The sequence below is a fragment of the Acinetobacter sp. 231_lipA genome, assembly GCF_058243005.1.
In genome coordinates this window covers 110,482-133,304 of the sequence record NZ_JBZAYU010000001.1, presented here as the reverse complement: position 1 = coordinate 133,304, position 22,823 = coordinate 110,482, and the positions used below count along the sequence as shown (strand labels likewise).

Annotated in this window: 17 protein-coding genes; 2 read left to right on the top strand and 15 right to left on the bottom strand. The window is 41.8% G+C overall.

The window, feature by feature from the left end; all coding sequences use genetic code 11:
* Nucleotides 1-19: 19 nt before the first annotated feature.
* From dnaE to AC4CUX_RS00645, 13 genes are all read right to left on the bottom strand, one after another.
* Nucleotides 20-3,589, bottom strand: a complete 3,570-nt coding sequence (gene dnaE / locus AC4CUX_RS00705) for a DNA polymerase III subunit alpha (protein WP_490792112.1) — start codon at nucleotides 3,587-3,589, stop codon at nucleotides 20-22.
* Nucleotides 3,590-3,773: 184 nt separating this feature from the next.
* A complete protein-coding gene (locus tag AC4CUX_RS00700) occupies nucleotides 3,774-4,403 on the bottom strand; it encodes a hypothetical protein (RefSeq protein ID WP_201951769.1) in 630 nt (209 codons plus the stop codon).
* A gap of 85 nt (nucleotides 4,404-4,488) precedes the next feature.
* A complete protein-coding gene (locus AC4CUX_RS00695; RefSeq protein WP_004696373.1) occupies nucleotides 4,489-5,184 on the bottom strand; it encodes a methionine ABC transporter permease in 696 nt (231 codons plus the stop codon).
* Nucleotides 5,181-6,206, bottom strand: coding sequence for a methionine ABC transporter ATP-binding protein (locus tag AC4CUX_RS00690; protein WP_078389205.1), 1,026 nt, complete (start codon nucleotides 6,204-6,206; stop codon nucleotides 5,181-5,183). The genes AC4CUX_RS00695 and AC4CUX_RS00690 overlap by 4 nt, the downstream gene beginning before the upstream one ends.
* A 73-nt stretch (nucleotides 6,207-6,279) precedes the next feature.
* A complete protein-coding gene (locus tag AC4CUX_RS00685; RefSeq protein WP_004982088.1) occupies nucleotides 6,280-7,152 on the bottom strand; it encodes a MetQ/NlpA family ABC transporter substrate-binding protein in 873 nt (290 codons plus the stop codon).
* 587 nt (nucleotides 7,153-7,739) lie between these two features.
* Complete coding sequence (gene purD / locus AC4CUX_RS00680; RefSeq protein WP_201951767.1) at nucleotides 7,740-9,023, bottom strand: phosphoribosylamine--glycine ligase; 1,284 nt, start codon at nucleotides 9,021-9,023, stop codon at nucleotides 7,740-7,742.
* A gap of 128 nt (nucleotides 9,024-9,151) precedes the next feature.
* Entirely contained in the window at nucleotides 9,152-10,726 is a 1,575-nt protein-coding gene (purH, locus tag AC4CUX_RS00675) for a bifunctional phosphoribosylaminoimidazolecarboxamide formyltransferase/IMP cyclohydrolase (protein WP_125274433.1), read from the bottom strand.
* Between the two features lie 90 nt (nucleotides 10,727-10,816).
* Nucleotides 10,817-11,086, bottom strand: coding sequence for a DNA-binding transcriptional regulator Fis (gene fis / locus AC4CUX_RS00670; RefSeq protein WP_001086304.1), 270 nt, complete (start codon nucleotides 11,084-11,086; stop codon nucleotides 10,817-10,819).
* A 380-nt stretch (nucleotides 11,087-11,466) separates the two neighbouring features.
* Nucleotides 11,467-12,366, bottom strand: coding sequence for an MJ0042-type zinc finger domain-containing protein (locus AC4CUX_RS00665; protein ID WP_201951764.1), 900 nt, complete (start codon nucleotides 12,364-12,366; stop codon nucleotides 11,467-11,469).
* Between the two features lie 18 nt (nucleotides 12,367-12,384).
* Complete coding sequence (gene prmA, locus AC4CUX_RS00660) at nucleotides 12,385-13,287, bottom strand: 50S ribosomal protein L11 methyltransferase (protein WP_004696394.1); 903 nt, start codon at nucleotides 13,285-13,287, stop codon at nucleotides 12,385-12,387.
* A 114-nt stretch (nucleotides 13,288-13,401) separates the two neighbouring features.
* A complete protein-coding gene (locus tag AC4CUX_RS00655; protein ID WP_010327049.1) occupies nucleotides 13,402-14,283 on the bottom strand; it encodes a bile acid:sodium symporter family protein in 882 nt (293 codons plus the stop codon).
* Between the two features lie 44 nt (nucleotides 14,284-14,327).
* On the bottom strand, nucleotides 14,328-15,215 hold the full coding sequence (locus AC4CUX_RS00650) for a bile acid:sodium symporter family protein (protein WP_004982071.1): 888 nt from the start codon (nucleotides 15,213-15,215) through the stop codon (nucleotides 14,328-14,330).
* 137 nt (nucleotides 15,216-15,352) lie between these two features.
* Nucleotides 15,353-15,703: a hypothetical protein gene (locus AC4CUX_RS00645; RefSeq protein WP_004696401.1), complete on the bottom strand. Its 351-nt coding sequence runs from the start codon at nucleotides 15,701-15,703 to the stop codon at nucleotides 15,353-15,355.
* A gap of 253 nt (nucleotides 15,704-15,956) precedes the next feature.
* On the opposite strand from AC4CUX_RS00645, the gene mnmG reads away from it, so the two are divergent.
* On the top strand, nucleotides 15,957-17,837 hold the full coding sequence (gene mnmG, locus AC4CUX_RS00640) for a tRNA uridine-5-carboxymethylaminomethyl(34) synthesis enzyme MnmG (protein ID WP_005400671.1): 1,881 nt from the start codon (nucleotides 15,957-15,959) through the stop codon (nucleotides 17,835-17,837).
* Between the two features lie 44 nt (nucleotides 17,838-17,881).
* Here mnmG and AC4CUX_RS00635 read toward each other — a convergent pair whose 3' ends face one another.
* The gene (locus AC4CUX_RS00635; RefSeq protein ID WP_201953753.1) at nucleotides 17,882-19,216 is read right to left on the bottom strand and encodes an IS4 family transposase; all 1,335 of its coding nucleotides are present in this window, start codon (nucleotides 19,214-19,216) and stop codon (nucleotides 17,882-17,884) included.
* Between the two features lie 149 nt (nucleotides 19,217-19,365).
* Here AC4CUX_RS00635 and AC4CUX_RS00630 point away from each other — a divergent pair, with 149 nt between their 5' ends.
* Entirely contained in the window at nucleotides 19,366-21,174 is a 1,809-nt protein-coding gene (locus tag AC4CUX_RS00630; RefSeq protein WP_005400672.1) for an SEL1-like repeat protein, read from the top strand.
* A gap of 438 nt (nucleotides 21,175-21,612) precedes the next feature.
* Here AC4CUX_RS00630 and AC4CUX_RS00625 read toward each other — a convergent pair whose 3' ends face one another.
* Nucleotides 21,613-22,614, bottom strand: coding sequence for a helix-turn-helix transcriptional regulator (locus AC4CUX_RS00625; RefSeq protein ID WP_005400673.1), 1,002 nt, complete (start codon nucleotides 22,612-22,614; stop codon nucleotides 21,613-21,615).
* Nucleotides 22,615-22,823: the final 209 nt, after the last annotated feature.

Sequence of the window (22,823 nt, the reverse complement as noted above, 5' to 3'; positions counted from 1 at the left end):
ATCTTTAAAATTTAAATAATTAAGAGAACTGACCGACTTCAGCTTGATATAAGTCCATGGCATCATCCATGCTCATATCCGCAGGGGGCGGTGGTACATCTACAGGTTTGGCTTCTTCATAGCTCACCGCTTTGGCTGCTTTGGATTTGACTTGATATTCCACATGAAGATTTTCTTTACCAAAATAGTCACGGAGTTTAGAAAGTAGTTCATCCAGCGGTGCCACTTTCCAATTGATTCCTAAGTGTAATTCAGCCGTGGCATATGGGTATTCCAACAGCAATTGCAGCGGGATGTGATTACACATATCGACATTACAAAAGGATGCAAGAATATTTTTTAAATCTTGGCTCAGTGTTTTTGTACTATGTGTTGGGTCGAGACGAATTTGAATACAGTTAGCGCGCTTTTGGCGAATTTCATTCAGCGTAAATGCTTTGGTTAAGCGTCCCATTGGCCGGTCAAAACCTTCACGTTCGTAAATTTCACCTTCAATTACCACCACTTTTTCATTTTGAATGATGTCTTTAAAACGCATAAAGCGTTCATGGTTCGCAGAGACTTCAATCCGTGAGGTACCATCATCTAAGGTCACCATCATGCGGTTCGGGAAGTTGGCTACATCAACTACAAGCCCAGCAAAAACGGTAGTGACACCACGACGGGTCGGGGTAAGTTCATTAATTTTGTTCGGAATAAACGCTTTCAACTCAGTGCGATAGACATCGATCGGGTGACCTGTTAAATACAACCCTAGGGTGTCTTTTTCACCTTTGAGACGGACTTCATCTGACCATGGCTTAACAGGTTTGGCAGGTTTACGTTGTACTTCTTCAACCTCACCAAATAAGTCCATGATGCCTGTTTCACGGTTTGATCGAGCTTGATCCGCCGCTTGTACCGCTTCAGGAAGCTGCGCCATTAGACTTGAACGTTCAATGCCGAGGCAGTCTAAAGCACCTGAGCGAATCAATGCTTCTAAAGTCCGTTTATTGATTTTTTTCAGATCAATACGATGGCAGAAATCAAATAAGTCACGATAAGGCCCATCTTGAATACGCGAGTCAATAACCGACTGCATCGCCGCTTCACCGACGCCTTTAATTGCACCGAGCCCATAGACGATCGTTTTGTCGTCCGAAGCATGGAATTGATAGATAGACATATTGACCGAAGGCGGCAATACCTCTATATCGTTGTGTCGACAGTCATCAATCAAGAACACCACGTTATCGGTGTTTTGCATTTCCGATGACATCACCGCTGCTAAGAATTCAGCTGGATAATGCGCTTTGAGCCATGCAGTTTGATAGGCCACTAAGGCATATGCTGCGGCATGCGATTTGTTAAAGCCATAACCTGCGAACTTTTCCATATAGTCAAAGATATGGTTGGCAGTGGCTTCATCAATATCTTTTTTCGCTGCACCTTCCGTGAAAATTTGGCGCTGTTTGACCATTTCTTCGGGCTTTTTCTTACCCATCGCACGACGCAGTAAGTCCGCACCACCCAAGCTATAGCCCGCACAATACTGTGCTGCCTGCATTACCTGTTCTTGGTAAACCATAATACCGTAAGTCGGCTCAAGTACACCTTCAAGTAGGGGGTGAAGATACTCAAACTCGCCACCATGCATACGGTGGATAAAGTCTGGAATCAGGTCCATCGGACCCGGACGGTAAAGGGATACGAAGGCGATAATTTCTTCAAATTTACTTGGACGTGCTTCCTTGAGCATTTTTTTCATGCCCACGGATTCAAACTGGAAGACCGCTGTGGTGTTGGCATTGGCAAAGATGAGGTATGCATCTTTGTCGTCAAGCGGAATGAACGCAATGTCTAAAGGCACATCTAGCTGAATGCGCTTATTGATATTCTTCACGGCATCTTCAATGACCGTTAAGTTGCGCAGACCCAAGAAGTCGAACTTTACTAGACCTGCAGATTCAACATCGTCTTTATCGTACTGCGCAACACGGCCTGTACCATCTGCATCACACAGCACGGCAGAAAAGTCGGTAATTTTAGTCGGGGAAATGACCACGCCACCTGCGTGTTTACCTGTGTTACGGGTAATGCCTTCGAGCTTTAATGCCATTTCCCAAATTTCAGCCGCATCGTCATTGTCTGGGTTGGATGGGTTAGTGACAATGTCTTTAAGCTGTGGCTCTGCTTCAATCGACTCTTCGAGGCTTAAACCTAAAGGTTTGGTCGGAATCATTTTTGAGATTCGGTCTGCCAAACCATAGGATTTACCCAAGACACGTGCCACGTCACGAATCGCACCTTTGGCTGCCATGGTACCGAAAGTGGCAATTTGTGATACTGCATCGCGTCCGTATGTACGCGCCACATAGTCAATGACACGGTCACGACCAGCAATACAGAAATCGACGTCGAAATCGGGCATTGAAACACGTTCTGGGTTTAAGAAGCGTTCAAAGAGTAGTCCGTATGGGAGAGGATCGAGATCCGTAATTTTTAAGCTGTAGGCCACAAGTGAACCTGCACCTGAACCACGACCTGGACCAACGGGAACGCCATTACCTTTGGACCATTGGATGAAGTCCATGACAATCAAGAAGTAGCCCGGAAAACCCATTTTAAGAATGGTTCCGATTTCATATTCTAAACGATCATCGTATTCTTTACGTTTTTGAGGCCAGTATTCATCACGCGTTTCTGGTGGATATAAAAAGTCTAAACGCTCTTCTAAACCTTCTTTGGATAAATGTGCAAAGTAGGTGTCAATGGTATGGCCTTCAGGAATAGGGTAGTCAGGCAGGAAGTATTTACCTAATTGCAGAGTGACGTTACAACGCTTCGCGATCTGATAAGTATTTTCAATTGCAGAGGGAATGTCTGCAAATAACTCCGCCATTTGTTGGCCAGATTTAAAATATTGCTCTGGAGAGTAATTTTTTGGTCGGCGGTTATCCCCTAATACATAACCATCGGCAATACAGACTCGGGCTTCATGTGCTTCAAAGTCTATTTCTTTCATGAAGTGCACATCGTTGTGCGCAACTACACCAATATTGTATTTTTTAGCCAGTTTTAGGGCTTCATAGTTGAAGTCATCTTCACCTGAACGCTCTGTTCGACATAAAGCCAAATAAACACGATTGCCAAACTTTGCAATCCATTCTTCGAGTAAAGGTTCGGCTTTTTGCGGATTCGATGTACAGAGCATTTTGCCGACATCAGATCGCATGCCAAGTAGCGCAATCAGGTCATGGTTTTGTTCTAAAATCCAGTCTTTTGCAACGCAAGGAATATCAAGCTGTTGACCTCGGATAAAACCTTCTGAAACCAGTTCGGTTAGATTACGCCAGCCAACATTGCTCATCGCCAATAATGTCACGCGATGTTCAGCATCGTTCAAGCGAACTTCTGAACCCATAATCGGTTTGATACCATTATCTAAGCATTTACCATAAAATTTTACAGCAGCATGTAAGTTAGATAAGTCAGTAATGGCAAGGGCTGGCATACCTTCTGCCTTAGCAGCTTTGACTAAATCAGGTATACGTACAATTGATTCTGTGATTGAAAATTCTGTATGAATACCAAGATGTACAAAGTGCATAAGTGAGTCCCTGCAAAAACCGCTGAATAGTTTAACATGCTCTGCCTTCATTCTGAGTGCGATTCAAATGAATTGGCAAAATTTAATAGGCTACAGTGTTTGGACTGTTTATTTTATTGTCAGTAAGTTCTAAACGACTTAAAAAAGGTAATGTCAGTCGCATTGTTTCTTGGAATAAAAGCCTTTAGCAGGCCACTGCTTGCTGAATGGCAAAGCTGCTTAACTGTCCATTTTTAAAACCAAAGTTGAGATAAGCCGTGTAGGGTGGGGCAAAGTCTTGCGGTTCTTTTAGAAAGGTTTTGATTTCATTGGGCTGCAAGAGCAAAACTTGGGCTTCACCTGATGCTACCATGCCTTGTGCACTGTATTTAAAGTCTTGTTTAAACTGCTGCAAAGTATAATTCGGTGTGATCTGAATATTTTGCACGCGTATATTTTCGCTCATCGCTTGGGTGCTTTTCCAGTCAAGCCAAACACGGCCTTTGGTTTGACCGAGTTGTTTGAAACTCGCTTTGTCCTTATAGAATTTTTCAGCCTGAGTCTTGGGATTATCTTCGTTAAAAATCTCAAATTTTAGGGTTTTGGGTTGAGCACTTGTAATACTGTATTCATAGTTGCCTGTACATTCGGCATATTGTTTACTGGTTTTTCCATTCGGAGGAGCGAGTAATTGACTGACTTGATGTGCTGTCACAGGTGCATTGAGTTCAACCTGATTCACTTTCACACTGGTGACGTAGTTATAGGGATTTGAAGCTGCATGGCTGAGCATCGGCAAAAGACTTAGACTGATCAATAGAGTTGTTATTTTCATCGTTATAGCTTTTAAAGGTTTTGTTTGCCGCATTATATAAAATTTAGACCTGAAAAAAGCTCCCAATATTGAGAGCTTGATTTTGTTAGCGCAGTTTAGATAGCCAATCGCCAACGGATTGTACAATTTGCACCATGATCAACAGCACAATTACTGTGAGTATTACGACACTGGTGTCAAAACGTTGATAACCATAAGATATAGCAAGGTCACCAATACCACCTGCACCCACTGCACCGGCCATCGCGGTTGCACCAATTAAGCTAATGGTGGCTGTGGTTAAGTTTAAAATCAGTGAACTGCGTGCTTCAGGTAAAATAAACTTAAAGATGATTTGTAGCGGAGTTGCACCCATGGCTTGTGCAGATTCGATAATGCCTTCATTCACTTCCAGTAATGAAGTTTCCACCAAACGACCAATGTATGGTCCGACATAGATGGTGAGCGGAACAATTGCAGCCCACGTGCCAATCGATGTTCCGACGATGAGTTTGGTTAAAGGTAAAACCGCAATCAGCAAAATAATAAAGGGTAGAGAGCGCAGGGCATTCACAATCGGGTTGAGGCTGTGATAAATCGCTTTGTTTGGCAAAATACCATCAGGACGTGTGACCAATAAAATGATGGCCTGAATAAAGCCCCAAATACAGCCAAATAGCATTGCAAAAAACACCATATGAAATGTTTCTTGCAAAGCAGTAATAAACTGATCAATTGATAAAGAGCTTTTCCAAAAAGGTGCTGTGATTTGAGTTAACCACTGGACAATTAAATCTCTCATGCCAGCTCTCCTGATTGTTCAACAGCCACACCATGTTGTTTTAAAAACTCAACCGCTTCAGCGATCAGGCTTTCATCGCCCAAGAGCTGAACAAACATTTGCCCAATCACATTGCCATCAATTTCAATCATGTTGGCAAACAGGATATTGAGACTAATATCAAACTGTTTAATTAAGTTTTGGATTACGGTTTCGTGTGCAGAGTTACCAAGAAATTGTAAGCGGTAAATACTATGATGATGCTTATGTTCGAGGTTATTCAGAAGCTTAATCGGTAGCTGTTGATGCAAAATCGTTTGAATAAAATTCTGTGTCGTTGCATGTTGTGGGCGACTAAACAAGTCCACCGTTTTCCCCGTTTCAACCACTTTGCCGAGTTCCATTACGGCCACATGTGAGCAGATGCTTTGGATCACATCCATTTCATGTGTCACCATGACGATGGTAATGCCTTGCTCTTGATTGATTTTTTTGAGCAAGTCCAATACCGACTTGGTGGTTTGTGGGTCGAGTGCAGAAGTCGCTTCGTCACAAAGTAATATTTTAGGATGGTTGGCAAGCGCACGTGCAATGCCGACACGTTGTTTTTGACCACCCGAGAGCTCGTCTGGATAAGCTTCTTTTTTATGTTTGAGGTCAATAAACTCAAGTAGCTCATTCAAACGTTTTTCACGTTCAGCTTTGCTATAACCTAAAAGTTTCATGGGCATTTCAATATTGGCTGCAACGGTTTTGGTTTGCAGTAAATTAAAATGCTGGAAAATCATGCCAATATTTGCACGTTCTTGACGTAATGCTTTTGCATCTAATGCAGTAAAGTCTTTCTGATTGATAATTACTTGTCCTTCGGTTGGACGTTCAAGTAAATTGATCAAACGAATGAGGGTACTTTTACCTGCACCACTATAGCCAATAACGCCAAAAATACTGCCTTCTGGAATGTCCAAATTGATTTGGTCCAGTGCAGGAATGGTTTGGCCCTTCAACTGATAGTGCTTTGAAATGTTTTTAAATTGAATCATATCGTCAAAAACTACACAAAAATGAAAAAACAGGCAAAGAGACTTTGCCTGTTTCGTTGATTTGATTATATTACTATTTAGCTTGAGTAAGGTAGCTTACTGGCTTGTTCACATCAATTTTTGTGCCGCCAAAATGTTCTTGAACATATTTGCCTACTGCAGCGACATGGTAAAGTTCACCGACTTTTTTCAGTACAGGGTCATTTTGACGCGCTTCAGCCACAGCAAGTACGTTTACGTTCATTTTTGTGGTTTGATCGATTGGCTCATAGTAAATCGCATCTTTCAATACGTTTAGACCGCCTTCCATTGCAAGGGTATTACCCAAAACAATTGCATCAACTTCGTCTTTCACACGTACAGCCGTTGCCATTTGAATAGGCTTGATGACGAGAGCTTTGTTGTTTTCAACGATGTCTTTCGAAGTGCCCTTCACGAAGTCAAAGTCATTTTTTAACTTCACTAGACCCGCAGATTGTAATAATAACAATGCACGTGATTCGTTCGCACCATCATTTGGAATCGCAATCGTTGCACCATTTTTAAATTCAGCCAGTGTTTTGACTTTGCTTGAATAGATGCCCATTGGCTCTAGATATGTGGTTGAAAGTGGCGCAATCTTCGCTGTGTTCGCTTCGTTGTATGCCACAAGGTAAGCATAAGATTGGAATGCGTTGACATCGACTTCATTGTTAGCAACAGCGGTGTTCATTGCGACATAGTCAGTGAAGTTTTTAATGTCTAACTTTAAGCCCGCTGCTTTAGTCTCTGGCAAAGTTGCAATGTGGCGCCAAATATCAGCATCAGAGCCAGTCGATGCGATGGTTACTGTTTGCTCAGCTGCTGCAGTATCCGTTTTAGCCGCATCTGTCGCAGGTGCTTCGGGTTTGCTACAACCCGTTAATACAACAGATAAACCCAGCGCAATTCCTAGAATTTTTTTCATTTTTTCTTCCCGATTAAGCATCTAAACGAGGCTTAACTTAGCTGAACAATAGAGAGATCAATTGATTTTAAATCAGGCATTTCTGATTTGTTGCATATGACTGTAATGTGAGTTTTGAAAGCGTGCAATTCGATATCAGTCGAATATAGGCTTTCACTTTGAAAAAGATTAACTTTTTCAACTCACTAGAAACATCTCTGCTCAATCGTTAAATTTTGCACATCATATCAACAAAGTAATATTCGATATAGAGCATAAAAGTTCAATACTTATCTTATTTAAAGATTAGTAATTTGCATATTGTTTGTAATTTTTTAATGAAAACAATATATTATTTTTAATTAATCTATTTAAAAATAACAATTTGCATAAATTTTGTGCTTTATAAGATTTTATCTAAACTAAATACAAAAAATAGATATAACGAGTATAAAGTGCAAAAAGTATGTCTCAGAGTACAGGATGAATATAGCTATATCTTTAGAACTTAATTTATCTTCATACGGATATATTTAAAAAATTCGCAGCGGTTTGCAATTAAAAAACCCGCATTTAGCGGGTTTTTTAAAGTGTGTTGACTGCGTTACTTATGCGTTTTCACGCGCAATGGCACGATAACCAATATCTGTACGATATTGCATACCCGTAAATGTGACTTGACCACAAACTTCTAAAGCATTGACTTGTGCTTCAAGTACGGTATCACCAAGAGCTGTCACACATAAAACACGACCACCCGCAGTCAAGATGTGACCGTCGGCACTCATTGTTGTGCCCGCATGGAAGATTTTTGTGTTTTCAGGAGATTGACCAAGACCAGAGATGACGTCACCTTGACGAACGGTTTCTGGGTAGCCTTCAGCTGCAAGAACAATACCAATTGATTTGCGTTCATCCCATTCAGCTTCTGCTGGAAGATTACCTGCAATACCAGCTTCAACCAGATCGACCAATGATGATTTTAAACGCATCATAATCGGCTGAGTTTCAGGGTCACCAAAACGACAGTTGAACTCGATCACTTTTGGTTGACCTTTGTCATCAATCATCAAGCCTGCGTATAAGAAACCTGTATAAACGTGACCGTCTTTTTTCATACCTTCAACGGTAGGACGCATCACTTCATTCATGGTTTTTTCAAATACATCTGCAGTCACCACAGGAGCAGGAGAGTAAGCACCCATACCACCCGTGTTTGGACCTTGGTCGCCTTCAAAAATACGCTTATGGTCTTGAGATGTTGCCATTGGTAAGATGTTGTCGCCATCAATCATACAAATGAAAGACGCTTCTTCACCAGCAAGGAATTCTTCGATCACAACACGAGAACCAGCATCACCAAACTTGTTGCCCGCCAACATGTCATCAATCGCATCAAAAGCTTCTTGATTAGTCATGGCTACAATCACGCCTTTACCCGCAGCAAGACCATCGGCCTTGATCACGATTGGCGCGCCATTTTTTTCAACAAATGCTTTCGCTGCATCGACTTCAGTAAATACATCGTAGAACGCAGTAGGAATGTTGTGGCGTTTTAAGAAGTGCTTAGCAAATGCTTTTGAGCCTTCTAGCTGGGCAGCAAATTGAGTTGGGCCCCAAATTTGAAGCTCTGCCGCGCGGCAAGCATCAACTACACCATTTACAAGCGGTGCTTCTGGACCCACAATAATCAAATCTACGGCATTGTTTTTTGCAAAGTCGATAATTGCAGCATTGTCTAAAATGTTGAGTGCAACATTTTCACATTTGTTTTCTGTTGCAGTTCCTGCATTACCTGGTGCAACAAAAACTTTTGTAACTTTTTCATCTTGCGCGATTTTCCATGCCAATGCATGTTCACGACCGCCATTACCCAAAACTAAAATGTTCATCGGTTCATACTCCATGAATCGAAATGACATAAAGTCCTCAGCCTAAGAAGGAGAGGACTTTATGTAAGATTTAGAAATCTGTTTTAAACCACATGTATGACTTTGTCATTACGGTCTGCATCTATCACTTAGTGACGGAAGTGGCGCATGCCAGTGAAGACCATTGCAATACCTGCTTCATCTGCAGCAGCAATGGTTTCTTCATCACGCATAGAACCGCCTGGTTGGATAATACATTTAATGCCTGCTTTCGCTGCATTATCAATACCATCGCGGAATGGGAAGAATGCATCAGATGCCATTACAGCACCTTCAACCACTAAGCCTGCGTGCTCCGCTTTAATCGCAGCAATACGCGCTGAGTTAACACGGCTCATTTGACCTGCGCCTACACCAATGGTTTGACGACCTTTAGCATAAACAATGGCATTTGATTTTACGTATTTCGCAACTTTCCATGCAAAGATCAAATCATCAATCTCAGCATCCGTTGGTGCGCGTTTCGTCACGACTTTTAGATCATCTTTAGTGATCATACCTAAGTCTTGGTCTTGAACCAATAAACCGCCATTTACGCGTTTATAGTCCAATTGTGGCGCACGCTCATCAAGTGCAGGTAATTCACCACAAACGAGAACACGAACATTTTTCTTCGCGCCAGTGACTTCAAGTACGCCTTCAGCAATGCTTGGCGCAATGATAACTTCAACAAACTGACGGTCAACAATCGCTTGTGCAGTTGCAACATCTAACTCACGGTTGAATGCAATGATGCCGCCGAAAGCTGATTCAGGATCTGTTGCATAAGCCAAGTCATATGCCGCATGAATACCATCTAAAGATACCGCAACGCCACATGGGTTTGCGTGTTTAACGATGACACAAGCCGGTTTTGCAAATGATTTGACACATTCAAGTGCGGCATCTGTATCTGCAATGTTGTTATAAGAAAGTTCTTTACCTTGAAGTTGTTTCGCTGTTGAAACAGAGGCTTCAGTTGCTGTGCTTTCTACATAGAATGCTGCTGACTGATGCGGGTTTTCACCATAACGCAAGTCTTGAGCTTTATTTAACTGTGTATTGAAGGTACGTGCAAACTTGTCTGCTTGACCTTCTTCCTTGCCTACGCGAGCGCCTAGGTAAGAAGCAATCATGCCATCATACTGTGCTGTATGTTCAAATGCTTTAACGGCTAAGTCAAAACGAGTTTCGTAAGACAAAGCACCATTTGCTTTTAGCTCAGCAATAACAGTGTCATAGTCTGTAGCATTGACCACAATACCGACAGAAGCATGGTTTTTCGCAGCAGCACGCACCATGGTTGGGCCGCCGATGTCGATATTTTCAATCGCATCCGCAAGTGAGCAGTTTGGTTTAGCGACTGTTGCAGCAAATGGATAAAGGTTCACAACCACAAGATCGATCGCATCGATATTGTGTTCAGCCATCACAGCTTCGTCTAGACCGCGACGAGCTAAGATACCACCATGAATTTTCGGGTGTAGCGTTTTTACACGACCATCCATCATTTCTGGGAAACCAGTATGCTCTGAAACTTCGACTACAGCGATATTGTTGTCTTTTAACAACTTATATGTACCGCCAGTAGATAAAATTTCTACCCCTAGAGCAACAAGGTTTTGAGCGAACTCAACAATGCCAGTTTTATCGGAAACAGAGATTAAAGCGCGTTTAATGGTCATGATCTTCGTCACAGTTATCAAGAATTAAAACAAAAAGCCAAAAATAGCAGGTAAAAAAAATGCCCGCGGAAGCCGCAAGCATTTTATCATTTATTCACTCATTAAACCGTGAGCTTTTAACTTTTTACGTAAAGTTCCACGGTTAAGTCCTAGAATCTCCGCAGCACGTGTTTGGTTACCGCGGGTATATTCTAAAACTACAGATAGAAGAGGTTTCTCCATTTCTGCCAGCACCATGTCGTAGACCTGAGATGGTTGCTCGCCTTGCAGTTGTGCAAAATAGTGGCGAACTGCGCGATCTACGTGAATACGAAGAGCGACATCAGACTGTGCAGTAAAAATAGGAGATTTGCTATTCATGCGAAGTAATCCGAAAAATCTAAATATCACTTGGGTAAAGTGACATATATAAAGTGGTCTAAAATTAAAATGAACTTCGTTTTAGATCCTAAAACGACTAGTTCTAAAACTGTACATTTAGCATGCCACAATATCGCTAAGTTGGTCGAAATATAAGCGTAACAATAGTTAAATATTTGTTACCGACCTTTTTTAAACAAAAAAATCTGCTCAATACGCGATATTTTGATAACGCGCATTTTTGCTGATGTTCTATTTGTATTAAAAGACTGAGGAGATTGCAGCACTAAGCTTTTGTGGCGCGTATCATACCATTGTCTAAGAAAAAGTGAGCAAGAAAACTGCATTTTTTTTCACTTTTTTTACATTTTTTTTAAATTTTAGGGCTGGACTATTTCTAAACTGTAATGATTGAAGCTTTTACGGCTAACTGGCAGGCTAAATTTGAATTTGAACGGACTATTTTTAGGAATTCGTTTGATTCCAACCAGACTATCAATCAAATATTCATTTGCATGTAGTTGATAAGTTGAATCGACTTCACCATCCACTTTTAAAATGACTTTAAGATCTGGTAGCGGAAGACTGGTGTCATGATAATTGATCAGTTCACCTGAAAATTGAGTTTTCTGTGCGTTTACACGTTTTACTTTTAATTTATTAATGCTGATCAGACTATAACGTTCTTGTAAGCTGCTACAGTTTAGTACAAGACAAATTTTATTATAGGTTGCACCTAATGCGGGGCTGTTATTGAGGATATGTGGGTTAAACCATAGGTATTGGAAACATAATAAAGCCAATAAGCTGAAGTTAATCACACCCCAAAGCATATAGTACATTGGGCTTTTTTGCGGTTTCCCTGGATTGTTGTCAGCCAAATTCATGGCAGGATAGTTACCAATCGGGTCGGTACTAAAATAGTTTAAATTGTTTAAATAGGTTTTGAGGTCAATGTTGGAGTGCTCAACTTTCAGATTGAAAATATCAAGCAAATTTGATGTCGACATTGAAAGCGCAGCAGATTGCGATAAATCAAAATGAATGCTGTCTACACGAGGAGAGGAAAATGCTGAATTTGAAGACATGCTCATGTCATTCTGATTCGACGATCTTTCCTCACCTGTGTCAAAAGTATGACCCGTGGTTAAATGCGAGAGCGCATTAAAGGTCATCGAACACTTTGGGCAACAAACCATACCTTGCGCAACAGTGAGTTGCGCAACACTTACTTTGTAGATGGTTAGGCATTTAGGGCAAGAGGTTTGTTTGTCGCTCATAGTGTATTTAGAGTTCATTTAAAGGGTGTGGCGTTTACCGGAGATTCGACACCAGTTTTCATCACGTTTCTCGACCTCTAATATATCAAAAAACTCAGAATAAACACTAGAAACATCAGAAACTTGCTCTTCAATTACTCCTGCAAGTGCGAACTCGCCCTCAGATTTGACCAAAGTTGCGAATTCCGGCGCTAACATCATGAGCGGGCCTGCCAAAATATTTGCTACAAAGACATCTGCTTTTTGGTCAGCCAGCTCTAAATTGAACTCATCTGGTAAACCGACATAAAGGTTCTCAGCCACGCCATTGAGTGCCGCATTTTGTTCAGTGGCTAAAATTGCTTGAGGGTCAATGTCTGTGGCATAGACTTTTTTTGCACCTAGAAGTAGAGCAGCAACACCTAAAATACCTGAACCGCAACCATAGTCGATTACGATTTTATCTTTAACATCAGTTTTACCTAACCACTGCAGGCAAAGAAAAGTAGATGCATGGTTCCCCGTGCCAAAAGCTAAGCCTGGATCAAGTTTAATGTTCACTGCATCCGGTTCTGGTGCTTCCATCCATTCAGGAACGATCCAGTATTTGTCTGCAATTTGAATTGGTTCGTAGGCATCCATCCATGTGCGTTCCCATTCTTGGTCTTCAAGAAATTCGCTACGCATCGGTGCATCAGGCATTTGAGTGCGAATAAAAGTTTCTAATGCATTGACATCAATTTCTTCGTCGTCTTCTTGCGCATAGATACCTGTCACAATGACTTTATTCCAAAGTGGCGTTTCACCTGGAAGTGGTTCAAGTAAGTCTTGGTTTTCTGCATCATCTAATGTGACACTGACTGCACCCAAAGATTCTAAAAGGGTTTCAGTAAAATCGACTTGCGCTTGATCAACCGTAATATGAATTTGTAGCCACTTCACAGGAATAACCTAATATTTATGTATAAATAAATATTGTAGCGGAACAGGGGGCAGTTCGACAGTATTCCTCAAAATAAAAAAGGATGCCGAAGCATCATTAGACCTACATGTGTTCTAGGCTTGTTCTGTACTGGTTTGAACCGATGGGGCAAAACGGTTGAGTAATGTCCCAAAGATGGCAGCAAAGATATACATAAAAATAGAATAGACAGCTGCGGGCATGGCGATGGTGGTACTGGCCATCACGGTGAGTGCAATGGTCATGGCAAGGGTGCTGTTATGAATGCCAATTTCAAATGCACAAGCCCGTGCTTGAGCACTGTTGATCCCCAGTAGTCGCGGTACAAAATAACCAATCATTAAACTACAAATACAGAAAATGACTGTGGCTAAACCGACCTGAGTCAGATACTCCAGAATATGGGCGCGTTCTTTGGCTATTGCGCCAACAATGATTAAGACTAAAAACACAACAGAAAAAATACGTAATGGCTTATTCAGCTTCTTGGTAAAAGAGGGTGCATAGTGGCGAATCAACATACCAATGCAGACAGGGATAAGAATAATTGAGAAAACCTGTAAGATTTTACTAAACTGCATACTGACGTGTTGTCCATCCTGCATAAAGTACTGAATGGCAAAGTTGACAATTAACGGCAAGGTAAACGCTGCAATAACGGAGTTAATGGCTGTTAAGGTAATATTGAGCGCAATATCACCTTTAAACAAATAGCTAAATAAATTTGCAGTACTGCCACCAGGAGAAGCTGCTAATAGCATTAAGCCGACGGCAAGCAGTGGCGGTAAGTTGAGTACTTTGCAAATTACAAAGGCAATCCCAACAAGAAGTACCAATTGACAAAATAAAGCAACCAATACTGCTTTGGGATGCTTGCTCACACGTGCAAAATCCTTCGGGGTTAACTCTAAGCCCAAGCCAATCATGATGATGGCAAGAGCTAGGGGTAACATAATAGTTATAATTCCTGAATCCATAGGTGCATATTCTCCTTAAAATTATATAAATCATGACCGTGAAATTATTCAGCTACGGTCTCTTTCTTCAAAAATAAACTGTCATTTCTTCGCGAGATTAATAGGCCTAATAACGCAGCAAATACAAACATGAAAATAGAATAAATACCGGCAGGAATGGCCATGGCGGTGTTGCCTAAGACTGACAGGGCAACCGTGATGGCAAGTGCGGTGTTGTGAATGGTGATCTCAAAGGAGCAGGTTAAGGCTTGTTTTTCTGGAATATTGGCCAGATGCGGCACAAAAAAACCAATAAACATGCTACAGAAGCAGAATAAGGCCACGGCTGGCCCAATCTCAAACACATATTCGACAAAATTATGTCGCTCTAAGTACAGTGCGAGAAAAAAGATAAAAAGAAGACAGCTTGCAGACAAAATACGCATTGGGCGGTTTAATCTGTCGGCAAGTTTTGGAAAGTAATAACGTAAAAACATGCCCATACTGACAGGAAGTAGAGTAATGAAAAATACCTTCATCATTTTCATGGCGGGCATGTCAACGGGTTGTGATGTTTGTAGAAAGTACATCAGTGAAAAATTAATAATAAAAGGGAGGGTTAGTGTTGAAATGATGGAGTTCGTGGCTGTAAGAGTAATGTTGAGCGCAACATCACCTTTAAATAAATAGGTCAATAGGTTTGACGTTGGCCCACCTGGTGAAGCTGCAACGAGCATCAAACCAATCGCGAAAATAGGCGCTAAATTTAAAAACTGGCAAATGAGGAACGCAATGCCCACCAGCAGCACCAACTGTGAAAATAACGCGATGAAAATGACTTTGGGATGCAGTGTGAGGCGATAAAAATCAGCTGGGCGTAGGTGTAAACCAAGACCCATCATCATTAATGCCAAAGTCAAAGGCAAAAAAACTGTAAACAATTCCGAATCCATGGAATACCTTTTTTATTCGTTTTTATCTTTTGTGTTTTTGAGTGTATACAGAATTCAATAATTTACAAGGTCGAAAAAAGGGTAAAAAATGGACTATTTTTTACCCTCAATACAGCATGAACTTTCAGTTGTTTTGCTTACATTCTTGGTTTAGGTGCTACAAAACCAAGGGCACATTTGCCTTTAATTTCTTTACCTTCGATATTGATTGATGTCGCTTTTGAGTCGCCTTGGCAAATGCTGGCTAACTCAGCTTCATCACCATGAATATTGGCATTTTTTGAGCTTGGGAAAAATTGAGGTTCACAGGTACCATTCCAAATAATGCCTCGATAGGCAAAACTAACCGCTGTTCCTTGTGACTTGCCTTTACAGACTTGTTGATAACGTTGACTATCATAGACCTTTTCAACTTTGTCGTTGGCTGATACAAAAGGCGAAAAAAATAAACCGCAGAGAATGGATGAAAAAAGAATCTTCTTATTCATAATGCTTACCTTTGGTTGTTGTATGATCAACTTATAGGATAAAAAATGATCAAATTAATACAAGGCTTTTCAGGTAACAAAACGCATCCTTTGTTGAGTTTTTGCTACTGCTCTGCAAGTAAAATTACATAAACCTAGCGCTGGCGCAGTAAGCACAGCACCGCATATACAATAAATTCCACGGAATCTGTCAACTTACAATCGAAAATTTGCTATAATCTTCCGTTATCATTTTTTAATCTCCTTTACCACTATGCATTATCCTAAAGTTTACGATGTCATTGTTATCGGCGGCGGTCACGCAGGTACAGAAGCAGCATTGGCTGCGGCACGTATGGGGCGACAGACTTTACTCTTAACTCATAATATTGAGACTTTAGGGCAGATGAGCTGTAATCCAGCAATTGGTGGTATTGGTAAATCGCATTTGGTGCGTGAAATTGATGCCTTGGGTGGTGCAATGGCATTGGCTGCCGATAAAGGTGGTATTCAGTTCCGTATCCTAAACTCACGCAAAGGTGCAGCCGTTCGTGCAACTCGTGCGCAGGCAGACCGTATTCGCTATAAAGCCGCGATTCGTGACACTTTGGAAAACCAAGCAAATCTCGATATTTTCCAACAAGCCGCAGACGACCTGATTGTTGAGGGTGATACTGTAAAGGGTGTTGTAACTCAAACGGGTATTCGTTTTGATGCGAAAACAGTTGTACTCACTGCAGGGACGTTCTTGGGTGGTGTAATCCACGTTGGTCTTGAAAAATCAAGTGGCGGCCGTGCAGGTGATCCACCTTCAATTTCACTGGCACACCGTTTACGTGAGTTGAATTTGCCAGTGGGTCGTTTAAAGACAGGTACGCCACCACGTATTGATGCGCGTTCGGTTGATTTTTCTGTGATGATTCCACAGCCGGGTGACTTCCCATCACCGACGATGTCATTCATGGGTGATGCATCTATGCACCCTGAACAAGTGAATTGTTATATTACACATACCAATGAAAAAACCCATGACATCATCCGCGGCGGTTTAGACCGTTCACCGATGTACACTGGTGTTATTGAAGGTGTGGGGCCACGTTACTGCCCATCCATTGAAGACAAAATTCACCGTTTTGCCGATAAAGACTCACACCAAGTATTCTTAGAGCCTGAAGGTCTAGATACACATGAGCTTTATCCAAATGGTATTTCAACTTCACTTCCGTTTGATGTGCAGTTTGAGCTGGTTCGTTCAATTCGCGGGATGGAAAATGCGCACATTTTACGTCCGGGCTATGCCATCGAATACGATTATTTCAACCCGCAAGCGTTGAAGTTTACTTTAGAAACCAAAGCCATCAATAACTTGTACTTTGCCGGCCAAATCAATGGTACGACAGGTTATGAAGAAGCGGGTGCACAAGGTTTGCTTGCAGGCTTAAACGCTGCGCGTCGTGCGTGGGATCAAGAGCAATGGACACCAAAACGTGATGAAGCCTATATGGGTGTATTGGTAGATGACTTGATTACGCTCGGTACGAAAGAACCGTACCGTATGTTTACTTCACGTGCCGAATATCGTTTGATGCTACGTGAAGACAATGCGGATCAACGTTTAACGCCAGTGGGTCGTGAAATGGGCTTGGTGGATGATGTGCGTTGGGCAGCTTACTGTGAAAAAATGGAAGCCGTTGAACAAGAAACTGGTCGCTTACAACACCTTTGGGCTGCACCAAATAACCCGATGGGTAAAAAGTTTGTCGAAATGACAGGTGCGGATTTATCGAAAGAGTGTTCTGCGATTGATTTGTTAAAACGTCCGAATATTTCATTTGCTCAAATTGCGGAACTCACACGTTCAGAAGTGTCTGCACAAGTGGGCGATCAAATTGAAATCGCGGTGAAATATGCAGGTTATATTAACCGTCAGCATGAAGACGTTGCGCAAATGAAGCGTTTGGAAGAAACTAAAATTCCAGCCGATTTTAATTATGATGTTGTTTCAGGTTTATCTCGTGAAATTACTTTAAAATTGAAAGATGTACGTCCTGAGACATTGGCTCAAGCAAATCGTATTCCGGGGGTAACACCTGCAGCAGTGCAATTGATCATGATTACGATCCGTAAAAATGCACAAGCGAAAAAATCTGCTTAATATTTGAAAGTTATTGAAAAAGTCCGCTTTATGCGCAATGCTGTTCACTTAAGAGGAGCAGCATTTCGATCTACTGGATAACGGGTTTTTGACATCTTAACCGTTCGGGGTGTTGTTGCCCTCGAACGCCTTTCCAGAAACAGGCTACCTATCCCTGATCTCAGCTCCGATAGCCGCCTGCCAGTTCTTGATAATGGGTTGGCATTCGCCATCACGATCAGCTGAACGGCTATGTACTGGCATACAGGCTTGAAACGGATATCCGAAGGTGAACGCCCAAAGGCTACCGCTGCAAATGCCGCTTCTCGCCGGATAATATTGTAGGTCAGCAATAGACCCCACAGCTCTTGATAAACCAGCTCTACTGTCTTGCTGCGAAGCGTGATGGCATTATGCTGCATCGAGCTTTTGATATCCCGAAAACCTAATTCGATTTCCCAGCGTTCTTGATAGAGTCTAGCGATATCCTTTGCAGGATACTGATCGGCCGGCAGCGAGGTCAGAACCGTCTTTATTCGTCCCTTATCCACAGCATAACTGACTTGCCTGACTTCCCAGTATTCGGGGAGCATCGGGTTGTTCTTTCTTGCTTGGGGTGATACTTTCATCCGTACCCGCACGTCATCTTCTGCATACGTCTCGATCACCTCACTTTTCAGATTTTTGCGTTCCGGAATCAACCAGTGACGACCTTGACCCTGCATCGAGAGTGAAAGCAATAAGTCCGCACTCCAAAAACCCTTGTCAAACAAGGTGATCGAATGATCGGGAATCTGGCTGAGAAACTTCGACGCCAGAGGAATCTCCCCCCGGCGATAGGGACTGATCTGCGCATCGACTAATATATGCGAGCGCACATTCATCAGTGCGACGAGCCGTAGCATCGGAAATGGCGTCTGGCGCTGCGTGGAAGTATTCCCTGAGCCAAAATGCTCACGAAGATCATTTGTATCTTGGGTTCGCAAGAGTGCACCGTCGACAGCAAAGACCTGAAGCCCCTGCCATTGATCATCTGGGTAACGCTCATGTCCCCAGTGCTGACCTGTCTGGCGAAACAGCCACTCCACAGGATCTGCACCCAAACGCTTACGTGCTTCAGTTACCCCGCTGCGTGCCAACAGGTCAAGAGAGGCCAGTCCTTGAGCGCAAATATTTAGTCTTCTTGCCACTTCATGGACAGGCTCATCACGAAAAATCGCCATTCCGAGAACCAGCCAGAGAACCTGATCTGCGGGCAAGCGTCGCCTGCGGATAGTAGCCGAACTGCTCAATTTAAGTGCAGATTCAACCCACTCAATGGGGATATTATGAGTAAATGTATTCAGATCCGAGAAGTTAAACAGACTGTTGAGGTCGAGAAGATCCTGCTGAAACACCATAAAAAATCCAATGCCAAACCCGACATCGGATTCTCTAACAAACTCCGCCACGCTTCAATTGCTTAAGTGAACAGCATTGCGCTTTATGCGGGCTTTTTTTTGGGTAAAATCTGCGCAGGGGTAATATACAATAAAAAATAAGGTGAATTATGTCATTACATTATAAAAGTGGAGAAGATATTCGCGCGGGTGATGTGGTTATCTGGCTCAATCAAAGTGGTGAGTTTTATCAATTTGATCAAGCTATTATGAAAGTTTGGGAGGTTGCTAAAACCAATGATGGAGAACTTGTTGGGGTAAATTTAATGCCACCAGAAGCTGAATCTCCTATGCAGATGCTGAGAGCATTGGTTCGACCCGAAGATCCTGAGCCATCTTCTGACATTGTGAAAATGAAAGATGTTCCGGGACTCTATACCATTACACGATGGTTTCTACCCATTGAGCAAGTATCTAAAAGTTTGGGATTGATTGAACGTATTGAGTATTTCTCTGAGCATGAAACCGGACATGGAGCGTTAATCCTTCAATTAATTAGAGATAAAACCGAGCAATATCGGGGTATTTATCAATATTATTTGGCAGATAAAGCCTATCAAGAGCGTGAGTTTCAGCTCTATATTGATTTACTACGTCAATCTGCTCAGTCGGGTTATAGCCCTGCGATGTGTCAGTTAGCGCAGCAATTATTCATAGGCGGAATTTTACAAAAAAGTCTGGAAGGAAGTTTTAACTGGTATCGAGAAGCCGCGTCCAAAATGGATAGCATTGCGCTATATCAGCTGGCGGGATGTTATGCACGAGGTCAAGGCACTGAACAAGATTTACAAAAAAGTTTGCAGCTCTTGGAACAATCATCTGAACAGGGGTGTTGGGCAGCCACATTGGGGTTGGCGGCTTATTATCGTTTTGGCTGGTTAACGTGTTTCTTGGTCAATTCAGTTTATCCAAATTATGGTGTGGTGAGCGAACATGTGATTCACTTGGCACGAGCATTCTATTTGTATCATCGAATTGCATCACAAGCACCTGAAACTGAAAAAGGTGTTTTGGCAAATGTTTATTATCATTTAGGCTGGATGCATCAAGATGGTATTGGGACTCAACAAGACTACGAACAATGTGTCTATTGGTATCAAAAATCTGCCGATCTGGGTAATCCCGTTGCGATCAATAATTTAGCGGATAAGTATGAGCATGGTTTAGGTGTACCACTTGATTTAGATATGGCAATTGGACTGTATCAACAAGTAGCAGGTCAGGTCATAGCGGCAGATTTAAGTTTGGGTCGTATGTATTTAGAAGGACGAGGTGTTGAGCAAGACTTCGAATTGGCTCGAAAACATTTAAATGTCGTACTGGATGCGCGTATCAGTGGGATAGATGAGATGCAGGCAGAAGCAATGCAATTAATAGCATCCTTTACTGAAGAAAGTCCACTGCAACAGGCTCAACATGTTCTCAAAAATGCACGGGACTACTCAATTGATCAGGTTAATGAACAAATCCGAAAGATTGATTCATTTCTGCATATGGATGAATCCAAACAACTATTCTTCAAACTATTTTTATTGAATGCCCAAAAAGGTGAGGCATCTTCACAGTACCAAGTGGGTTATTGGTATTTAAATGGCTTGTACACTGAGAAAAATTTGGAAGAAGCCGTGTATTGGATTCAAAAAGCGGCTGATCAGAAAGACCAATATGCGGAATGTAAAATTGGTTATTTGTATGAAAAAGGGCTCTATTTTAATGCAGATTTAGACGTCGCACAAAAATGGTATGAGCGCTCATTACGAAAACCTTGTACATCGTATACGCCTGAATATATCGGAGAACAGTTGAATCCTGAATATTTTAAAATGTATGACAGAATCAATAATGAAGCACTCAAGGGATTGGTGCGTATTGAAGAAAAGCGGCCTAAACGTAGCAAGTGGCAATTTTGGAAGAAATAAACGCGGATGATTTGTAACGATTGCTGATGAGGGCGGTTTTTGAGATCGGCATTTGGAAATGCAGAAGGCTAATCATAAGCCTGCTGACCATAAGGCTGGCTTTTTGTTTTGGCAGATAAACAAAGCAAAATAGTTGTTTAAGATAAAAACAGATAAAAATAGCCAATCATGTTATTTCACAAAAGTATCGCCGTCTTTTAAATTGATTTTACGTTCTTAACATGAGGTCAACACCATGACGATGAAATCGATCCGTTTTAACAGTGGAGAACTTGCATGCCAATGCTAGTTTGTATCAATCACCAAAAACAGCGCACTTATCTTGGTTTAGGGGAGGCATTAAACCAAGATGAGCAATGAAAACGACAAACGCAAGCAATTCAAATATCTAATACCAAAAAGACTATAAAGCCCCGAATACTTGGGGCTTTTTTTATTTTAGTCGGTGATGGTCTGATTAACTGCATCACGAACTTCTTTGGGTTCAATGTGACTAATTTTATGCCCAAAACTACGTAACCACCACACCAGTTGATTGGTAAAAGGGACGGTCGCATGAACCAAGATTTGCCCATTTCTAAGCGGTTCTAAAACCTGATTGGTACTGAGTTTGGTTTCCTCCAAATACAGCGCATCTATTTCAGTCATAGTCAGGGTAAGTGCAACGGTTTCTGTAGGTTTTGAAAAGTCTACACGGAAACCTAATGCACCAGATTCGATATATTCATCGATATCAAAATTGACTGGGTGTAATGCACGAGTGTTTAAAACCGTCGCTGATTTGAAACGGTGCAGTGCAAAGGTTTGAATATCAGTTTTGTCGTGGCGGGTACAAATCAGATAAATAATTGCACCTTTTTGAACCAGTGCCAGCGGGTTGAGGGTATAGGTTTTTGCTTCAGCCGCTTGGTTTAAGCCTTGATAAACGCATTCCAGCTGTTTGTCTTGGAGTAGTCCTTCATAGATGGCTTGCTGTGCTGTTTTCTCCACAATCGGGGGAATCAGCGGTTGTGTCGCAGGGACAATGCGTACGCGGTTAATCCATTGGCGTACATTGTTTTGGGTAGAGAGGCTACGACGTGCTAAGTCAAACCATGGATTCATTTCTTCAATTAAGCTTGGAGGAAGAAGATGTTTAAGGTGTTCTTCAACCATCATAAACGTCACCGCCTGAGAGCTGGTCATGTGCGGTAAGCTTTGAATCGGAGCATCAGAACGCCAGCGCCAACCTTGAGGCACAGCCCCATTGTTTTCAATCGGAAAGCGTTGAGAGATTTGGTTTAAATCACGTTGAATGGTTCGCAAAGTAATATCGATGCCTTCACGTTGTAAAATCTCTTGCAGCTCTCGAGTCCCCATCCATTTTCCAGTGGAAAGGCGAGACAAAATTTGCCATTGGCGATAGAGACTATTGGACGTTTCTTTTTCTTGTATAGACATAGTTTAATAAAATATAGGAGTCGAAATTACTTACTTGAATGTGAACACAATAAGAAAACTCATTCGTTTAAGCAAGCTTTGCTTGAAATTTTTCAGTTATATTTTTTGACACAACTTAATGCGAAATAGAATTGAAGCAATGCGTTTTTTATCGATTAATAAACAAAGCATCTTTAGAAATACATGGCATAGATATTGCTACGTATGGG